Genomic DNA, 18543 nt, shown 5'->3' with positions numbered 1-18543 from the left:
GGGAAAGGCGGATATAATAAATGAATTATTATGTTGTGGAAACCGATAAACATAAGTTGATACAAAAAACAGCTGGAGTTAAAGCCAGACAAGATGTAGAAACTATTTTTAAGTGGAATAATTTAAAAAAAATTGAGATTCCATGCCTGATAGAGGGACGTGAAAACAAAACAAGACTAGGAAAAATAAAAGCACATTATGATGTTTATAAGTTATGGAATAATGCATTAAAAAAAATAAAAAAAAATGATTGGATATATATTCAGTTTCCATTGTTAGAACATACAATGCTGTTTTCATTACTTATAAAAAAATTGGAAAAAAGAGGAATACATACTTCTATAATCATACATGACGTTGAGGCAATTCGTTTTACATTAAGAAATGATGTTCCATTATCTCGAAAAATTAGAATGAGATTTGAAGAAATTAGTTCATTTAAGAATTGCAGTAAAATCGTTGTGCATAATGAAAAAATGAAGTCATTTATGCATGAAAAATGGAAAATACATAAAGATAAAATGGACATATTAGAAATATTTGATTATTTAGTTGAGAATTATAATGAAGAATTATTAGAAAAGAGAAACTTAAGCAGAAAAGGTCCAGTTATCATAGCGGGGGCATTGAGTAAACACAAGGCTGGATATATATATAATTTACCGGAAAATTGTAACTTTAATTTATATGGGATTAATTTTGAGCGAGAAAAAGCTTCTTCAAATGCAAATTTTGTTGGGGCATTTAATCCAGAAGAATTAATTTATAATCTAGAAGGTAGTTTTGGCTTGGTCTGGGATGGAGACAGTAGTGCTACTTGTACTGGAGTTTATGGAGATTATCTTAAAATTAATAATCCGCATAAGACATCAATGTATTTAGCAGCAGGAATTCCTGTAATTATATGGGAAGAAGCTGCATTAGCAAATTTTATTAAGAAAAATCATTGTGGAATAACAATAAAGTCAATAGATGAAATTAGAAACATAATAGACAATATGTGCGATGAAGAATATGAAACATTAAAAACTAATGCATGCAAAATTGGTGGGGAATTAAGAAGAGGATATTTCTTAAAAAGTGCAATGAAACAAAGTATATAATATTTGTGAAATTATATTGAACTTCTAATATATGAGGAACAGGTGAAAATGTTTAATCTTATAGTACTTATTTTAGTAACAATTGTATTTTTAATGTTTGGGTATTTAATTACTCATGCAGATATTTTTTCTCCATTTTGCGTTTTTTGTGAAATGTTTTTAATTGCAGAATTTTTGTGCCTTTTTTTTGCAAGGATGTATAAGGTAGAAATTCATTTGAATACTATTTTAGTAATTTCTTTAGGAATGATTTCATTTGGAATTGTTAGTGCTTTTTTTAACATGAAAAGAGTTGATGTTCGAAATTATGGAGAACTACATTCCAGAAATTATATTTCTATAAATTATTTTATTCAACTAGTATTTCTTATTTTGGAATTTCTAGTAGTGTTTTATCATGCTAAATATATAAAAGATGTTGTAGCAGCGTTTGGGTATAGTACTTCATCAATTTTTGATATAGCCGGCAAGTACCATGTCATTACACTGTTCAATTATAATAATTTTATTGAAAAGGCAGTCTCTGCATCTTTTATATATAGACATGGTATTGTTTGGATAACTGCATATGCATATGTATTGCTTTATATTTTAATTAATAATTTAGCCGTAAAGAAAAAAATAGAAATTATACAGATAATATATTTGGGAATTTATGCATTTGATCAGATGTTATCGGGTGGTAGAACTGCATTATTTAGGATGATAACTGCAATTTTGATAATAACGGTAATACGTTTTGGACTTAATAAACGTCGAAATTTTACAAAGTTATTATTTAAAATTGTAGGTATTATTTTTGGAATAATTTTATTACTTATCGGAATCAATATGCTTTTAAATCGTACGGGTGAGAATAGCACTTTAAATCTAATTCTGGAATCAATTTATGTATATATTGGAGCTCCAATGCAAAATTTGGATACGTATTTACAAGGAACTCGTCATACACCTGAATTGTGGGGAAGTCAGGTGTTTCGTAATATTTATACATACTTGGGGGGAAAATATGGAATAAGTCAATATTTATATCAATTAGATCTTCCATTTTTAAAACATAATGGCTTAAATACTGGTAATGTATATACTACCTTTTATCAGTTTTATTATGATTTTGGTTATGATGGTATTGTACCGCTTATGGCAATAATTGCTTTATATTTTAGTTGTGCATATAGAAAAATATATAACAATAAACCTTTTACACTAATAATATATGCATATTTATTTAACGATTTAATTATGTTGATTTTTTCAGATAGATTTTACGAAACGGTAGCATCAATAGGTTTTGTGAAGCACTTGTTAATCACATTTATATTATATAAGGTGTTGATTGATAAAGGAGTTGCATTGGAGTATAGACATGGGATTAAACTTAAATTCAAAAGGCAAAAGAAAACAGTAATACCAATGGGAACAAATTAGAACATAAAAAATGGACAAATAATCAAGAGATAATTGAATTTGATTAACACGAGTTAGAGACTAGGAGGTTCAAGGGATGAATATTGCAGTGATTTTTGCTGGAGGTGTTGGAAGCCGTATGCATAGTAAAGATCGACCGAAACAGTTTCTTGAAATGTATAATAAACCAATAATAATACATACATTGGAATATTTTGAAAACCATTCTATGATAGATGCGATTGTGATTGTGTGTATAAAAGATTGGATTCCATATTTAAATAAACTTCTTTATAAATTTCGTATTGAAAAAGTAAAATCTGTAGTTCCTGGAGGGGAAACAGGTCAATTATCCATATACAATGGTCTTAAATCTGCAAAACAGATTGCAAAAGATGAAAAAAGCATTGTTTTAATTCATGATGGCGTTAGACCATTGATTAATGAGAAAGTAATTAGTGATAATATTCAATCGGTGATTAAATATGGTTCTGCAATCACAACAGCTAAAGTAAAAGAGACAATACTTGTTGTTAATGAGGGAACAGCAACAATTGATTATGTCCCAAGTCGGAACAATTCAAGAGTTGCCAAAGCTCCACAAAGTTTTTGGCTAGATGATATTTTGAAGGCTCATGAAAAAGCACTTTCAGAAGGTGAAAAAAATTGTATTGATTCTTGCACAATGATGCAAAGATATGGATATGATCTTTATTTGATTGATGGACCAGGAGAGAATATTAAAATTACAACACCAGAAGATTTTTATACTATGCGAGCTATTCTTGAAGCAAAAGAAAATGAGCAAATATATGGGCTTGAATAAGGATAATAAAAAACTCTCATAAAGAAAAATAAATTAAAGGAGGAGATGCTGGATGAGAAAAGGACCGCTAGAAGATGATTTGCAATATATAGCAAAATATCTGTTACAGTATGAGCAATTGAAGGAAACCACTGTTATGGTAACTGGAGCAACCGGGCTTATCGGAGTTTCAGTAGTAAGAGCGCTTATAGCTGTAGAAGGCATTCATATTATTGCACTAGTGAGAAATATTGAAAAAGCAAATAAATTATATAGTAGACATGAGTTGGACAATATTGAGCTTATTGTTGGTGATATCACATTTCCTATTAATGTTAATAAAAAAGTTGACTGGATCTTTCATTGTGCTGCTGTAACAACATCTAAATTAATGATTGAAAAACCAGTAGAGACATTATCTACAGCAATAGAGGGTACAAAAAATATTTTAGAATTTGCTCGTAAAAATGAATGTAAATCAATGGTATATATTTCATCAATGGAAATGTATGGAACATTTAATAATTCTGATACAGAGATAACAGAAGATAAGATTGGTTACATTAATCCATTGAAAGTACGTAGTAATTATCCTGAAAGTAAGCGGTTATGCGAAAATATGTGTGTTGCATATATGAAAGAATACGGAGTTAAAGTTAAGATTGCTAGGTTAGCACAAACGTTTGGCGCAGGAATTTTGCCAGGGGAGAATCGTGTATTTGCTCAATTTGCTAAAAGCGTTATCTCAGGAAGAGATATAGTATTGCATACGAGAGGATTATCGGAAGGAAATTATTGTTATACTCGAGATTGTGTTTTAGGATTATTTACAATTTTACTTTGCGGAGAAAATGGTGAAGCATATAATGTGGCAAATCCAAAATCACATACTACAATTGCAGAAATGGCGCATATGGTTGCGGATAAAATTTCAAATGGGAAAATTAAAGTAATATACGATATTCCTAAAGATAATGTATTTGGTTATGCAGAAGATACGAAAATGAAATTAAATTCTGATAAATTACAAGCTTTAGGGTGGACACCAGAAATAGGCTTAGAGGATGCATATAAGAGAATGATTGAACAGATGAAGATTGAGGGAATATAGAGTAAGTACGAAAATCTTATAAGTAAGAGAGTAGAAAAAATAAATGAAAAAGAAATCAATAAAACTAAATTTTATTATGAATATAATTCTGACAATGTCTTCTTTCATTTTTCCATTGATTACTTTTCCGTACGTATCAAGAGTTTTATTGCCAGTTGGAATAGGAAAAGTGTCGATGGCAACATCTGTTATTACATATTTTTCTATGTTTGCTCAATTAGGTATTCCTACATATGGAATTCGGGCATGTGCAAAAGTTAGGGATAATCGTGAGAAACTTTCCAAGGTGGCACAGGAACTTTTGATTATTAATATAATTATGAGTATGATTTCTTATATGGTATTGATTGTATTGTTGTTTTATGTACCTAAATTTAGATGTGAAAAAGAATTGTATGTAGTATTGAGTTTTAACATTATTTTGACATCTATCGGCATGGAATGGTTATATAAAGCCTTGGAACAGTATACTTATATCACAGTACGATCAGTTATTTTCAAATTTATCGCACTGATTTTTATGTTCTTTCTTGTACATAAACAGACGGATTATGTTATTTATGGTGGAATAACAATTTTTGCAGCTTCTGCATCGAATATTTTAAATTTGATTAATGCACATAAATTTATAAATCTGAAGGCTGTTGGAAATTACAATTTTAGACGACACCTAAAACCAGTATTGATATTCTTTGCTATGTCATGTGCAACAACAATATATACAAATCTTGATACGGTAATGTTGGGATTTATGACAACAGATACAGATGTGGGATACTATAATGCAGCAGTAAAAATTAAAGTAATCCTTGTGAGTGTTGTAACATCATTGGGGACAGTATTGTTGCCCAGAGCATCTTATTATATACAAAAAGGAGAATTGAAAGAGTTCCATAGAATTACAAAAAAGGCATTGAATTTTGTCTTTTTAATAGCAACACCTTTGTTTGTATATTTCATCTATTTTGCAAAAGAAGGGATTTTCTTTTTGTCAGGTAATAATTATGTTGGATCTATTATACCCATGCAGGTGATTATGCCAACTCTTTTATTAATTGGTATTACAAATATACTTGGAATTCAGATACTTGTACCAACAGGACGAGAGAAAATTGTATTATATTCTGAGATCGTTGGTGCTATCGTGGATGTCATTATTAATGCATTATTGATTCCGGTTTATGCATCAACAGGAGCTGCAATAGGTACATTAGTTGCTGAGTTTGCAGTTTTTGTTGTCCAGTTTTATGCGCTAAAAGATGAAATTTTGAATACTTTTCGACAGATACATTATATAAAAATATTAATTGCATTGTCTGCCGGTAGTATTGTATCTTTGTGGGTGAAAATATTAAATTTAGGATATTTTTTTTCATTAGTAATATCATCCCTTCTTTTTGGGGGTGCATATGGACTTGTATTACTGATTTTGAAAGAAGAACTGTTTCTTGAAATTTTTAATACGATAAAAAATAAAATAAAATAATATAATATCTGTTGCATTAAATAATGAAAGTGAGAGATTTAATAAAAAGAATGGAAAATACAAACAAAAACAACATATATTGGCAAGAAGATAAGGATATATTAAGAATTATATTGGTAGTTTTGGTGGTTATAGGTCACGGGACATATTATAATATAACTACAAAATTTGGAGGCATTAATTACGGAACTATGATGTCAGATGCGTTTATATCTGATACAATGTTTCATAAAATTACAAGCATTTTAACAAATTTTATTTATACATTTCATATGCCAGCATTTATAGCGTTATCTGGAAGTCTTTTTTCATTGAAAAAGAATATTAATACCAGAGGAACTATTATTAAAAAGGCAAAAAGGTTACTGATTCCATTTATTGCTGTATGGCTTTTCTGGAATTTACCTGTTAAATATTTTTCGGGTTATTACCATGGTGTTAGTATAAGGGGAATGCTATTGCAGTTGATTTTTCCTTCATGTGTATATTTATGGTATTTAGAATGTTTGTTTTTTGTGTTTGTCATTGCAAGTTTTGTTTGTAAATTAGAAACAAAAAAGCAAATAGTTATAGTTGGCTTTTGTTGGTGTATAGGAGTAATCTTATATAAAGGATTGGGTCAATATCACGTTTTGGGAGATCCTTTATATTATCTTTTATGGTTTTATTTGGGATATAGATTGGAAAATATGATTGAGTGGTTGAAAAAACATAATATTTGGAAGGATTCATCGATGTTATGTTTGTTTGGGCTGGTATGTTTATCTTTTATTGTTGATAAGATAGTAAAGATTCATTTTTTCCATTTTTTTAGTTCGTATATTGTATGTCCATTTCTTATGTTGATAGTTTTAAACTATATGGTAAGGCATATAAAAATAAATGGTAGAGCAGTAAAGTCATTGAGTGACTATGGAATGGGAATATATTTGTATGCAGAACCATTAAATTATTTATTTTTGTTTTGGTTTTATCGTTTTTGTGGAATTGAATTTTTTGGTTCAGAGTTCGGGGCAGCAATAATATATTTTTCAAGAATTGTTATAACACCAATAATAGCAATAGGTATTACATGGATATTAAAAAGATTTAATTTGAAATATTTATATTAATAAGGCAGACAGAAAGTTAAAGATGTAACTAAAGAAATTGATAACAAGGAGAAATTAAAATGATGTACGATTATTTAGTAGTAGGTTCCGGCTTATACGGAGCAATCTTTGCACACGAGGCAAAAAAAACAGGAAAGACAGTTCTTGTAGTAGACAAGCGACCGAATATTGCAGGAAATGTCTACACAGAGAAAACAGAAGGTATTAACGTACATAAATATGGAGCACATATCTTCCATACAAACAACAAAAAAGTATGGAATTATATCACTCAGTTTGCAGAGTTCAACAGATTTACAAACAGTCCGGTTGCCAATTATAAAGGGGAGCTTTACAGTCTTCCTTTTAATATGTATACATTTAATAAAATGTGGGGTGTGGTAACACCAGAGGAAGCAGCAGCGAAGATTGAGGAGCAGAGAAAAGAAGCTGGAATTACAGAACCAAAAAATCTGGAAGAGCAGGCAATTTCACTGGTCGGGCGTGACATTTATGAAAAGCTGATCAAGGGTTATACAGAGAAGCAGTGGGGACGTGACTGCAGGGATCTTCCTTCGTTTATCATTAAACGTCTGCCGGTTCGTCTGACATTTGATAATAACTATTTTAATGCTTTATATCAGGGTATCCCAGTTGGTGGTTACACGAAGATGGTAGCAAATCTTCTGGAGGGTATTGAGATTCGTTTGAATACAGATTATCTGGAAAACAAAGATGAATTAGATGCGATGGCTGAAAAAGTAGTTTACACAGGTCCGATCGATGCATATTTTGATTATAAGCTTGGTACACTGGAATATCGTTCCGTGCGTTTTGAAACAGAAACTTTGGATAAACCGAATTTCCAGGGAAATGCAGCTGTGAATTATACGGACCGGGAAACTCCATGGACGCGTATCATTGAGCATAAGTGGTTTGAATTTGGCAAGGATGAGGAAGGTAATGATCTTCCAAAAACAGTGATCAGTCGGGAGTTCAGTTCTGAATGGAAGCCGGGAGATGAGCCGTATTATCCTGTTAATGATGAAAAGAACGGAGCTCTTTACGCAGAGTATAAAAAGCTGGCAGAAGCTGAGACAAATGTGATTTTTGGCGGACGTCTTGGTGAATATAAATACTATGACATGGATCAGGTTATTGCAGCTGTATTGGATCGCTGCGAAAAGGAATTACATTAAGATCAGGAAATGAGGGAAAATTAAATGCAAACAACATTACTTATCATGGCTGCTGGTATTGGTTCCCGTTTTGGCGGTGGTATCAAACAGCTGGAGCCGGTTGATGAACAGGGGCATATTATCATGGATTATTCGATTCATGATGCGATCGAAGCAGGTTTTAACAAGGTGGTTTTTATTATCCGAAAGGATATTGAAAATGAATTTAAGGATGTGATCGGGAATCGGATTGAGGCGGTCTGCAAGGTGCATTCAGTTACTGTGGAGTATGTTTTCCAGGATATCAACGATATTCCGGGAGAACTTCCGAAAGGCCGTACGAAGCTTTGGGGTACCGGACAGGCAGTTCTGGCTGCAAAGGATGTTTTGACAACGCCTTTTGTTGTGATCAATGCGGATGATTATTACGGAAAAGAAGGCTTCTGTGAGGTTCATGATTATCTTGTAAAGGGAGGCCAGTCCTGCATGGCTGGTTTTGTGTTGAAGAATACGTTGTCTGATAATGGTGGTGTGACACGTGGTATCTGCAAAATGGATGAGCATAATGACCTGACAGAAGTTGTGGAGACTTCCAATATTGTAAAAACTGTGGATGGTGCAGAGGCGGATGGTGTGAAGCTGGATACAGAGTCACTTGTTTCTATGAACATGTGGGGCTTGAGACCGGAGTTTCTGGAAACTCTGGAAGAGGGATTTGCGGAATTTTTTGAAAAAGTAGTCCCGGGAAATCCCATGAAGGCGGAGTTTCTGATTCCTACATTTATCGGGGAACTTCTGGCAGAGGATAAGATGTCTGTTAAGGTGCTGCGGACTAATGATACATGGTATGGCATGACCTATAAAGAGGATGTTGCGGTTGTAAAAGCGAGTTTTCGCGATATGCTGGAGCGTGGTGTTTATAAAGAAGAACTGTTCTGTGATATAGAGTAATATTGTGAACTTCTGTAATAATTAACTCTCGTTTGTGTCCTAAAAGACAGTAAAGACGACAAAAGCCCTTACTTTCAGCGGTGTGAACTTTCATAATAAAGTGCAACACAAGTGAATCATACGGATTGAGAATGCCCTGAAAATACTGAAAAAATAAGGAAAAACCTGCATTTTGTTGTTGCAGAAATGCAGGTTTTATGTTATACCATATTTAGTCGTAAATACAACTACAAAGAAGTGAGATGTTCATGTATCTGGATTATGTTGTTGATATACCTGATGTAAAAGGAAAAATCACATTTCGAACCAAAGGTAAGGCACGCTATGTTTATTATGAGTACAGCCGTGAGTACGATCCATCCAAACAGTATACAAATGTAAAAAGGGTCACCATCGGTAAGGTTTTACCGGAAGATGAAAATAAAATGAGACCTAATGAAAATTTCAGGAGATATTTTCCGGAGGTTGAACAGCCTGAGGAAAAAACAGTTTCATGCAGGAGCAGCTGTTTGAAGACAGGTGCATATATGATCATAGATAAAGCTGTAAAAGATCTCGAACTGGATACAAAACTGCAGGATTCATTTGGGGCAAAAGCAGCCGGGATCATGCTTGACCTGGCAGCCTATTCCATTATTACAGAAGGGAATGCAGCACAGTATTATCCTGATTATGCTTACAATCATCCGCTTTTTACTCCGGATATGAAATGTTACAGTGATTCATTTATTTCAGATTTTCTGAGGTCAATAAAAGAAAATCAGAGGCAGGATTTCCTGGATCAGTGGAATGCAGACAGATGCAAACGTGAGCGTATTTATATATCATATGATTCAACAAATAAGAACTGTCAGGCCGGAGATATAGATATAGTGGAATTCGGAGCAGCAAAGGTGGATGCAGGACTTCCGATATTCAATTATGCTGTTGGCTATGATGTAAACAACCGGGAGCCTCTCATGTATGAAAAATATTCCGGAAGTATCAATGATGTTTCCCAGTTACAGTTTATGGTTGATAAGATAAAATGCTATGGTTATAAAAATATCGGGTTTATCCTGGACCGGGGATATTTTAGCAAAGATAATCTTAACTACATGGACAGCAGTGGATTTTCCTTTATCATTATGGTGAAAGGAATAAAGGATTTTATAAGCAGTCAGGTGAGAAAACAGAAAGGCACTTTTGAAAATAACTGGGGAAACCGGATCGAGGAATTCGAAGTGTATGGAAAAACGGTCTACACTTTTGTGTATGCCAGTGACACAAAGAAACGATACATACATATTTATTACAGTGCTGCCAAAGCGGTTGGTGAACGTGCAAGACTGGAAGAAAAAATCCATGAAATGCAGAGATTTATGGAACAGCATGAAGATAAGGAGTATGAATTCGGACCGGCATTCCATAAGTATTTTCATATGCATTATAACAAGGAAAACGGACATTTTGTTTATGGCGAACCCAAGCTGCCGGTGATCCAGGATGAGCTGGAGCTTTGTGGATATTTTGCTATCATCTCATCCGAAAAGATGGATGCAAAGGATGCGATAAACCTTTACAAGAGCAGGGATGTATCGGAAAAAGTATTCCGGGCAGATAAAACTTATCTCGGAAACCATTGTCTGAGAGTGGCATCAGAAGAGGCGGCATCAAATAAGATATTCATTGGTTTTCTTGCACTGATCATCCGGTGCAGGATATATACAGCCTTAAAGGAAAAGGCGAATGGACTGGCAAAAAAGCCGAATTATCTTACAGTTCCGGCAGCAATCCGGGAACTGGAAAAGATAGAACTGATCCGCCAGAGCGACTGGGGATACCGCATGGATTATGCGGTTACGGCCACGCAGAAAGAAATCCTGAAGGCATTTAACATGACGGCGGCAAACATCAGAACCCAGGCTGCTGCAATGAATGAATATCTGATGCAGATAGAGAAAGAAGGATAAGAACGATGGCAAGGAGAAGTGTTCCGATAGAAGAAAAGATTGAATCACAAAAGGAAGTAGTTTCGAAAGCAAAAGACAGGTATGAGAACGAATTGGATAAGCTTGAGAAGCTGGTGCAGAAACGGGATGAACTTCGCAGTAAGGAATTAATGGAAGCATTTGCCAGAAGCGAACGTTCTTTTGAGGAAGTAATGAGATTTTTATCTGGAAATGAGGTGGATGATGAGTAACCAGTATACGATGAAGATATATCCTGCAGGCAGAGGACGTGATGTTTACCGAAATATCGAAATCTGCGGTAACAGTACATTAAATCAATTGTGCCAGATTATCCTGGAATCATTTGATTTTATAGATGAGCATCTGTATGAATTTTGTATGGATAACCGTATGTACAGCGAATATGCTTATCAGTCAGATCCAGAGGGAGACGAACCTTCTGCAGATATCACACTGGATGAGGTCAGGCTTTGCAAAGGACAGAAATTTGCACTTCATTATGATTTTGGGGATGATTGGATGTTCACGATTACAGTTTCAAAAATCAGTGAAGTTCAGGGAGATTTTAAGCCTCGTATCGTTAAGGCAAAAGGAAGCATTCAACAGTATCCAGACTGGGATGAAGATGAGTTTGACGAAGAATAATGTGATGTTCGCGTTTAACGAGAGCTAATTGTACAGGAAGTTAAGATCACAAATATTTGCCGTGTGGACAAACTGAACTCCAGGAGTTCACACGGTATATTTTAAGGGTCGCTATATAGTTTATGACGGAAATAAAAGAAGAACATAATTAAAAGAAGAGGAGCGTGATACAAAATGAATTTATCAAAAATACATCATATTGCAATCATCGTATCTGACTACGAAGCCGCAAAGGATTTCTATGTGAACAAGCTGGGATTTTCTGTCATCAGGGAGAATTATCGCTCGGAATGCAAAGATTGGAAGTTGGAGCTGCACAAATAATTATGGAAGAGAAAAGAGCACATAAAGTCAGGAAGTCCGGCGGTGGCCGGAAGAAGCGGAAGCCGGATTACGATGCCGGGAAAAATCTGAAGGAACAGATGGAAAGTGCTGTGGCACTTTATAATACTATGTCCCTCCAAGCCATAGCAGATGAGCTATCGTTCAATCCAATAAAGGTACGGAAGCTGCTCATCACGGCTGGTGTGTATGAGTCGGATGTGGCGAAGAAGGTGCAGGACACTTTTGAAGAATACCGAGAAACACAAGACTACAAAACCTCCATCGTCTCAACATCCTCTACTCTTCAACTCTCCATAGCCTCTGTCACCTCGTACCTGCCATATAAAAAAGGTGTGTACTTCCCAAGTACAGAGAAAGAGAAAATCAGTGTTGGAGCAGAACGGCAGCGGAGATATAGAGCGATGAAACGGTGGAGGGCTGATCCGACAGAAGAAAACTTCTGGGGTGTGGTTTTGGCCTATGCAGGTGTGAAATTCAAAACTTACTCCGGGTTGCCATTCTCTTATGAGGTACGGAAAGGCAGGAATGGCGAGTATACGAAAGAACTGTGGATCGATAGACGGGAGAAGAGTAAAAGTCTGGCATGGAGTTCAGTGCTGTTGGCACTGCACAATATTAAAAAGGTAGGAGCAGTGGTAGATCGCCCAAAAGCTCTGGGAGATATCAGGGGCGTGACTTACATCTACGGGATGTTCTACCGATTCGGACTGATTGATGTGCCGGATGATGCGAAGGAGAAGATGGGTCATCCGAAAAAATGCAAAAAATAGGTTGCTATGTGCAAAAGTCTACGGTAAGATGTGCCGCAACCGTATAATTGAATAATCCGGGCTCCGTGTCCCTACTGCCCGGACTCACCGCACAAGAATATTCATTTTTGTTTTTTGGCTGTCTTGTATTGCTGAAAGTATACGAAAGATGCCTAAAAGAATTGTAAAGATATTGGAGCAGTTTGGAAAAATGTCTTATGAATTATATTTGACTCATGTTGCGATTAGAGCACTTATGAATGTTATAGGGATAAAGACATTTTATTTTCAAAATTATGTTTTGTGTATTTTGATAAGTTTGTTTTTAACATACACAATTATAAAATTACAAAAAAAGCTGATTTAGTATCTGATCCAGTTATAGGGTATCATACATCAGGGTGTTTGAGAAGCGGATCTCTGATGTTTTATAAATGACAGATATGCTGGTGTTACCGAGGGTATTGTAAAATAGAAAAATGCTCAGATTCCCTACAAAGGATCTGAGCATTTCCAATACGAACTATTTTTTCTGTAATTTCAGCACGTCCTCAAGAGAAAGGCCAGAAAATCTGGAGATGTCTTCAGGGGAGAATCTTGGATCCTGAAGCATACGCTGTGCTGTCAGCATAGCTTGTTCCTGAAGACCTTCTGCGAGCCCGGCAGTACGGCCTTCGGCACGTGCATCATCGCACATTTCTTGAACAGCCTGACACATATTAACACTCCCTTCTGTTTCTGTGAAACGTAAGTTGATACCTGTTATGGAGTCGATGACCCGGGCTGCTTTGAGCTCGAGTGAGCGGAAACCGGGGCTCTGTGTGGTGAGCTCCTTGAGCTTCCGTTTATCTTTGGAATATTTGATGAAGAGCATGACTTCTTTGAGATTGCTCTGGAGTTTATCAAGTTCTTCATCCTTTATCTCAGCAGGTGAGAAGAGATTGATCCGGTAATCCGGGACCAGAGAAAGGATCTCAGGGTCCTGAACAGAGAGCATTTCGTGGAGGCTTCTGGGAGCGTTCCAGGTGTCGGAACCGAAGTACACGACTGTGGTTATGACCGGGATCAGCCGGTCATCCTTGTAGAAGCCGGTGAGATATTCTCCGGATGTGGAAGGCCATTGCTTTGCTTCTCTGTGGGATCTTGCGGAATTTTCTACCTGCCCTGCGTATTCTAATGCATCATAGACCATGTTCTTGACCGGCATTGCATAGTGTGCTTCCGACTGGTTTTCAATCCCCAGGAGAAGATAGATCCTGGAATCATCATGCATAACATTAAGAGATTTGAATTCGTCCCGGAATTTCTGGACAGGAATTTCTGAAGTGCCGGATCCGTAGGGGACAGCGAGAGCTGTGGTATCTAGTGGATGAAGAGTGTCAGGGTCTATGACGTTTTTTCCTTTGTACAGCATATGGTTGAACACGTCCGCAAAAACGCGGTTGTCAGCCATGTAATCTTTGGTGATGGTATCCTTTGTACCCATAGGTTTCACCACCTTCGATCTGTTTATGTGATCAGGATAGTTTTATCATCTGATCCAGTTATAGGGTATCATACATCAGGGCGTTTGAGAAGCGGATCTCTGATATTTTATAAAAAGATCATAAATGACAGATATGCTGATCGCATAAATTCGCGCGGTATGTCTCGGGTTTTCTGTGACCTTCGCTCACAAAAAACACCTCGCGGGACATTACCAGTGAACAGTAATAATTGCTGGTCCGGGACTGTGGATTTATGTGGTTGTAAACTTTACGGAAAAACGGTTTCATGGTATCATTGTTTCATCAACAGAAAAGTGGGGAAATGACAAAAATGGATCAGAAGATAGCAAATCTGGAGGGGAAGCTGATCGTATCCTGTCAGGCGCTGCCGGAGGAGCCGCTGCATTCTTCATTTATTATGGGAAGAATGGCTTTGGCAGCAAAAATCGGCGGAGCATGCGGGATACGGGCAAATACCAAAGAGGATATCAGGGAGATACAGTCGCAGGTGGATCTTCCGGTCATCGGGATCGTGAAGAGGGATTATGCGGACAGTGAGGTTTACATTACGCCAACTATGAAAGAGATCGAGGAACTGATGGAGGTAAGGCCGGAGATCATAGCAATGGATGCAACGATCTCAAAAAGACCCGGAAATAAAACCCTGGAGGAGTTTTTCCATGAGGTAAAAGAAAGATACCCGGATCAGCTATGGATGGCGGACTGTTCTACAGTAGAAGAGGCACTTCATGCAGATGAGCTGGGATTTGATTTTATAGGAACGACGATGGTTGGTTATACGGAGCAGAGCAAGGGCGCTAAGATCGAAGAGGATGATTTCGCAATTTTAAGAGAAATCGTGGCGAAAGCAAAACATAAGGTGATCGCAGAGGGGAATATCAATACACCGGAAAAAGCGAAGCATGTGATCGAGCTGGGAGCTTACAGCGTTGTGGTGGGCTCGATCATCACAAGGCCACAGCTGATCACGAAATCATTTGTTGAAGTAATGGAACGAAAATGACGGATGAGAGTGTAAATGAGGATCACAGGATGAAAATGTATGTCAGTCTTGATATTGGCGGTACAGCCATCAAGTATGGCCTGATCAGTGACAGCGCTGAGATTATTTTTAAGGGATCGACAAAAACGGAAGCAGAAAAGGGTGGCCCGGAAATTCTTAAAAAGGTTATTGGAATAGTGGAAGATCTGCTCACACGGACACAGGATACAGTTTCCGGCATCTGTATTTCAACAGCCGGTATGGTGGATACAAAAGAGGGATCTATTTTTTATGCGTCTCCGTTGATACCAAACTATGCAGGGATCCAGTACAAAAAAATTCTGGAAGAAAGGTTTCACATTCCGTGTGAGGTAGAAAATGATGTAAACTGTGCGGGTCTTGCGGAATACAGCTCCGGTGCGGCAAAGGGAAGCCGCATTGCCCTGATCCTTACGGTGGGAACAGGAATCGGCGGCTGTATTGTGATCGACGGAAAGGTTTTTCGCGGGTTTGGGAACAGTGCATGTGAGGTTGGCTATATGCATATGGGAGACAGTGATTTCCAGACCCGGGGAGCGGCCAGTACGCTGACCAAAAAGGTCGCACAGTGGAAGGGTGAGCCGCAGGAAAAATGGGATGGCCGCCATGTTTTTGAGGAGGCCGGAAGAGGAGATTGGCTCTGTATTCAGGCAATTGATGAGATGACGGATGTTCTGGGCAAGGGGATCGCAAATATTTGCTATGTGATCGATCCTGAGGTCGTTGTGCTTGGCGGCGGGATCATGGCACAGGAGGATTTTCTGAAGGAAAAAATAGAAAATGCCCTGAAAAAATATCTTGTTCCCAGTATGGCGGAGCATACAAGGATCGCATTTGCACGACATCGGAATGATGCGGGTATGCTTGGCGCCTTTTATCATTTCTGCAGCTTGGGGTAATCTGTTTGGCAACATTCTTACATAAGATTTACCGGGATTTTACAGTGGCTTCTTGCCAGCTGCCCTTTTTCGGTGTTAAAATAACAGCATCAATGAAAGAACAGGGAGAATGAAATCAATGTACGATTATCTTATCGTAGGTGCAGGTCTTTACGGTGCGGTTTTTGCACAGGAGGCGAAGCGTGCCGGGAAGTCAGTGCTTGTGATCGACAAGCGTCCGCATATTGCGGGAAATGTATATACAGAGAAGGTGGAAGGGATCAACGTGCATAAATACGGTGCACATATTTTCCATACTAATAATAAGAAGGTCTGGGATTATATCACCCGGTTTGCCACCTTCAATCGTTTTACCAACAGTCCGGTTGCCAATTATCACGGGGAGCTGTACAGTCTTCCGTTTAATATGTATACCTTTAACAGGATGTGGGGCGTGGTGACTCCGGAGGAGGCTGCGGCAAAGATTGAGGAGCAGCGTCAGGCAGCAGGTATCACGGAACCCTCAAATTTGGAGGAACAGGCTATCAGCCTTGTAGGTACGGATATTTATGAGAAGCTGATCAAGGGCTACACGGAGAAGCAGTGGGGACGTCCATGTACGGAGCTTCCTGCTTTTATCATCAAGAGGCTTCCGGTGCGTCTGACCTTTGACAACAACTATTTCAATGCGCTGTATCAGGGAATACCAGTGGGTGGTTATACGAAGATGGTTGCCAATCTGCTGGACGGTATCGAGGTACGGCTGAATGAGGATTATCTGAAGAAAAAAGAGAAGTACGATGCAATGGCGGAGAAAGTGATCTACACAGGTGCCATTGATGCGTATTTTGACTATAAGCTGGGAACTCTGGAGTATCGTTCCGTGCGTTTTGAGAACGAGACACTGAATAAACCTAATTTCCAGGGAAATGCAGCAGTGAATTATACGGATGTGGAGACTCCTTGGACACGTATCATTGAGCATAAATGGTTTGAGTTCGGAAAAGATGAGGCGGGCAATGATCTTCCGAAAACGGTGATCAGCCGGGAATACAGTTCCGAGTGGAAACCGGGGGATGAGCCCTATTATCCGGTCAATGATGAGAAGAACGGAGCGCTTTACGCACAGTATAAGGCGCTTGCAGAGAAGGAACCGAAGGTGATCTTCGGCGGCCGTCTTGGCGAATATAAATATTATGACATGGATGCGGTGATCGCTTCTGCGCTGGATATGTGTGAGCGGGAGCTTGCATAAAAAAGATACTGGATATAACAAATGATAAGATCCTCTTATATTTCGGAGCCAAGGCAAAAGAGAAATATAGGGGGATTTTATGCATATAGAATGGCAGTAAGATTTTTTGAAGGAGGAAAGAGCAATGAGAAGGTGCAAAGGTGTGCTTCTGGCAGGAATGCTGGTGCTGAGTATGAGTGTTCCGGTGTATGCGGACAAGTCGGTTGTAGTGAAGGTGGAGGCTCCGGCAGATACCACAGATTATTATATGACTGTGGATTCCGGCGGAGTTGGTGTGGATATCTATCCTTCCACCGATGAAAAAGGTGAAAAGCTCAATGATAAGACGGTAAAGGATGGTACTGTCCTGCATATCGAAGGGGAGACAGAGAAGAATGGTGAAACCTGGGGATATACAGAGTATAATGGCAGATACGGTTATGTGCCGCTGGAGGAGCTGCGGCCCTCAAGGGATGCGGAGCTGGTGAAGGCCGGAATCGCAGGGAGCACGGAGAAAGAGACTTCCGGAGTGAAGCAGGGAGGAACATCCGATACACAGAACTTTTCAGCCGGCGAGACTCAGGGGGAAGCAGCAGGGACGGACAGCACAGGCAGCGCTCAGGCTCAGAATGGCGAAAGACCGGGAACGTCTGCAGGGACGGACAGCACAGGCAGCTCACAGGCTCAGAATGGCGAAGGACAGGGAGCGTCTGCAGGGACGGACAGCACGGGGAGTTTGCAGTCTCAGAATGGCGAAGGACAGGGAACGTCTGCAGGGACGGACAGCACAGACAGCTCGCAGGCTCAGAGAGGCGAGGTCCAGGGACCACCTGCGGCGTCGGACAGAACAGGCAGCTCACAGGCTCAGAGCGGTGAGGTCCAGGGACCGCCTGCAGCGGAGGGAACAACAGAAGATGGAGATTATGCGGAAGAAGCTGTCACCAAGCCGGTCAATGGCACGGCTGCTACATCCTTTAAAGAAGAAAATTCCTGGTATAAAAGTCCGTTTATCTGGATCGGGATCGCAACAGTACTTGCAGTAATCGGAATTCTGGGTTATCATTTGAAGAAACGTTAAC

Annotated in this window: 17 protein-coding genes and 1 pseudogene; 17 read left to right on the top strand and 1 reads right to left on the bottom strand. The window is 38.3% G+C overall.

Going from position 1 to position 18543, the window contains the following annotated elements:
- Window positions 1–20 precede the first annotated feature (20 nt).
- The 13 genes and pseudogenes from EYS05_RS02395 (at window position 21) to EYS05_RS17560 (ending at window position 12844) form a co-directional block, all read left to right on the top strand.
- On the top strand, window positions 21–1103 hold the full coding sequence (locus EYS05_RS02395; RefSeq protein WP_118512878.1) for a galactofuranosyltransferase: 1083 nt from the start codon (window positions 21–23) through the stop codon (window positions 1101–1103).
- A 48-nt stretch (window positions 1104–1151) separates the two neighbouring features.
- Window positions 1152–2531 (top strand): O-antigen polymerase, encoded by a 1380-nt coding sequence (locus EYS05_RS02390; RefSeq protein WP_138276515.1) that lies wholly within the window; start codon window positions 1152–1154, stop codon window positions 2529–2531.
- Between the two features lie 76 nt (window positions 2532–2607).
- Window positions 2608–3336 carry an IspD/TarI family cytidylyltransferase gene (locus EYS05_RS02385; RefSeq protein ID WP_118512876.1) on the top strand — a complete coding sequence of 243 codons (729 nt, stop codon included), beginning with the start codon at window positions 2608–2610 and terminating at the stop codon, window positions 3334–3336.
- Between the two features lie 52 nt (window positions 3337–3388).
- A complete protein-coding gene (locus EYS05_RS02380) occupies window positions 3389–4426 on the top strand; it encodes an NAD-dependent epimerase/dehydratase family protein (protein WP_118512875.1) in 1038 nt (345 codons plus the stop codon).
- A 43-nt stretch (window positions 4427–4469) separates the two neighbouring features.
- Window positions 4470–5912 carry a flippase gene (locus EYS05_RS02375; protein ID WP_138276514.1) on the top strand — a complete coding sequence of 481 codons (1443 nt, stop codon included), beginning with the start codon at window positions 4470–4472 and terminating at the stop codon, window positions 5910–5912.
- Between the two features lie 50 nt (window positions 5913–5962).
- Window positions 5963–7024, top strand: coding sequence for an acyltransferase family protein (locus EYS05_RS02370; protein ID WP_158293296.1), 1062 nt, complete (start codon window positions 5963–5965; stop codon window positions 7022–7024).
- 62 nt (window positions 7025–7086) lie between these two features.
- On the top strand, window positions 7087–8202 hold the full coding sequence (gene glf / locus EYS05_RS02365) for a UDP-galactopyranose mutase (RefSeq protein WP_334295813.1): 1116 nt from the start codon (window positions 7087–7089) through the stop codon (window positions 8200–8202).
- 24 nt (window positions 8203–8226) lie between these two features.
- A complete protein-coding gene (locus tag EYS05_RS02360; RefSeq protein ID WP_138276511.1) occupies window positions 8227–9132 on the top strand; it encodes a sugar phosphate nucleotidyltransferase in 906 nt (301 codons plus the stop codon).
- A 248-nt stretch (window positions 9133–9380) separates the two neighbouring features.
- Window positions 9381–11084: an IS1634 family transposase gene (locus EYS05_RS02355; protein ID WP_138276510.1), complete on the top strand. Its 1704-nt coding sequence runs from the start codon at window positions 9381–9383 to the stop codon at window positions 11082–11084.
- A gap of 5 nt (window positions 11085–11089) precedes the next feature.
- Window positions 11090–11314 (top strand): ErpK protein, encoded by a 225-nt coding sequence (locus EYS05_RS02350; RefSeq protein WP_118512869.1) that lies wholly within the window; start codon window positions 11090–11092, stop codon window positions 11312–11314.
- Window positions 11304–11729: a plasmid pRiA4b ORF-3 family protein gene (locus tag EYS05_RS02345; RefSeq protein WP_243101051.1), complete on the top strand. Its 426-nt coding sequence runs from the start codon at window positions 11304–11306 to the stop codon at window positions 11727–11729. Before EYS05_RS02350 ends, EYS05_RS02345 begins: the two co-directional genes overlap by 11 nt.
- Window positions 11730–11903: 174 nt before the next feature.
- Window positions 11904–12044: pseudogene (locus tag EYS05_RS02340) on the top strand (VOC family protein); the annotation flags it as partial.
- Window positions 12045–12055: 11 nt separating this feature from the next.
- Window positions 12056–12844, top strand: a complete 789-nt coding sequence (locus tag EYS05_RS17560; protein ID WP_243101050.1) for a hypothetical protein — start codon at window positions 12056–12058, stop codon at window positions 12842–12844.
- Between the two features lie 502 nt (window positions 12845–13346).
- Here EYS05_RS17560 and EYS05_RS02330 read toward each other — a convergent pair.
- Window positions 13347–14309: an Rpn family recombination-promoting nuclease/putative transposase gene (locus tag EYS05_RS02330; RefSeq protein ID WP_118512867.1), complete on the bottom strand. Its 963-nt coding sequence runs from the start codon at window positions 14307–14309 to the stop codon at window positions 13347–13349.
- Window positions 14310–14641: 332 nt separating this feature from the next.
- On the opposite strand from EYS05_RS02330, the gene EYS05_RS02325 reads away from it, so the two are divergent.
- From EYS05_RS02325 to EYS05_RS02310, 4 genes are all read left to right on the top strand, one after another.
- Window positions 14642–15334: an N-acetylmannosamine-6-phosphate 2-epimerase gene (locus EYS05_RS02325; protein WP_118512866.1), complete on the top strand. Its 693-nt coding sequence runs from the start codon at window positions 14642–14644 to the stop codon at window positions 15332–15334.
- A 29-nt stretch (window positions 15335–15363) separates the two neighbouring features.
- Window positions 15364–16251: an ROK family protein gene (locus EYS05_RS02320; protein WP_118512975.1), complete on the top strand. Its 888-nt coding sequence runs from the start codon at window positions 15364–15366 to the stop codon at window positions 16249–16251.
- 118 nt (window positions 16252–16369) lie between these two features.
- Window positions 16370–17485 (top strand): UDP-galactopyranose mutase, encoded by a 1116-nt coding sequence (glf, locus tag EYS05_RS02315; RefSeq protein ID WP_118512865.1) that lies wholly within the window; start codon window positions 16370–16372, stop codon window positions 17483–17485.
- A 124-nt stretch (window positions 17486–17609) separates the two neighbouring features.
- Window positions 17610–18542 carry a hypothetical protein gene (locus tag EYS05_RS02310; protein ID WP_118512864.1) on the top strand — a complete coding sequence of 311 codons (933 nt, stop codon included), beginning with the start codon at window positions 17610–17612 and terminating at the stop codon, window positions 18540–18542.
- The last annotated feature ends 1 nt before the right edge of the window (window position 18543 follow it).

It is taken from the genome of Blautia sp. SC05B48 (assembly GCF_005848555.1).
Lineage (GTDB): Bacteria > Bacillota > Clostridia > Lachnospirales > Lachnospiraceae > Blautia_A.
The sequence above is the reverse complement of the archived record's forward strand: the minus strand, read 5'-3'. Positions and strand labels throughout refer to the sequence as shown.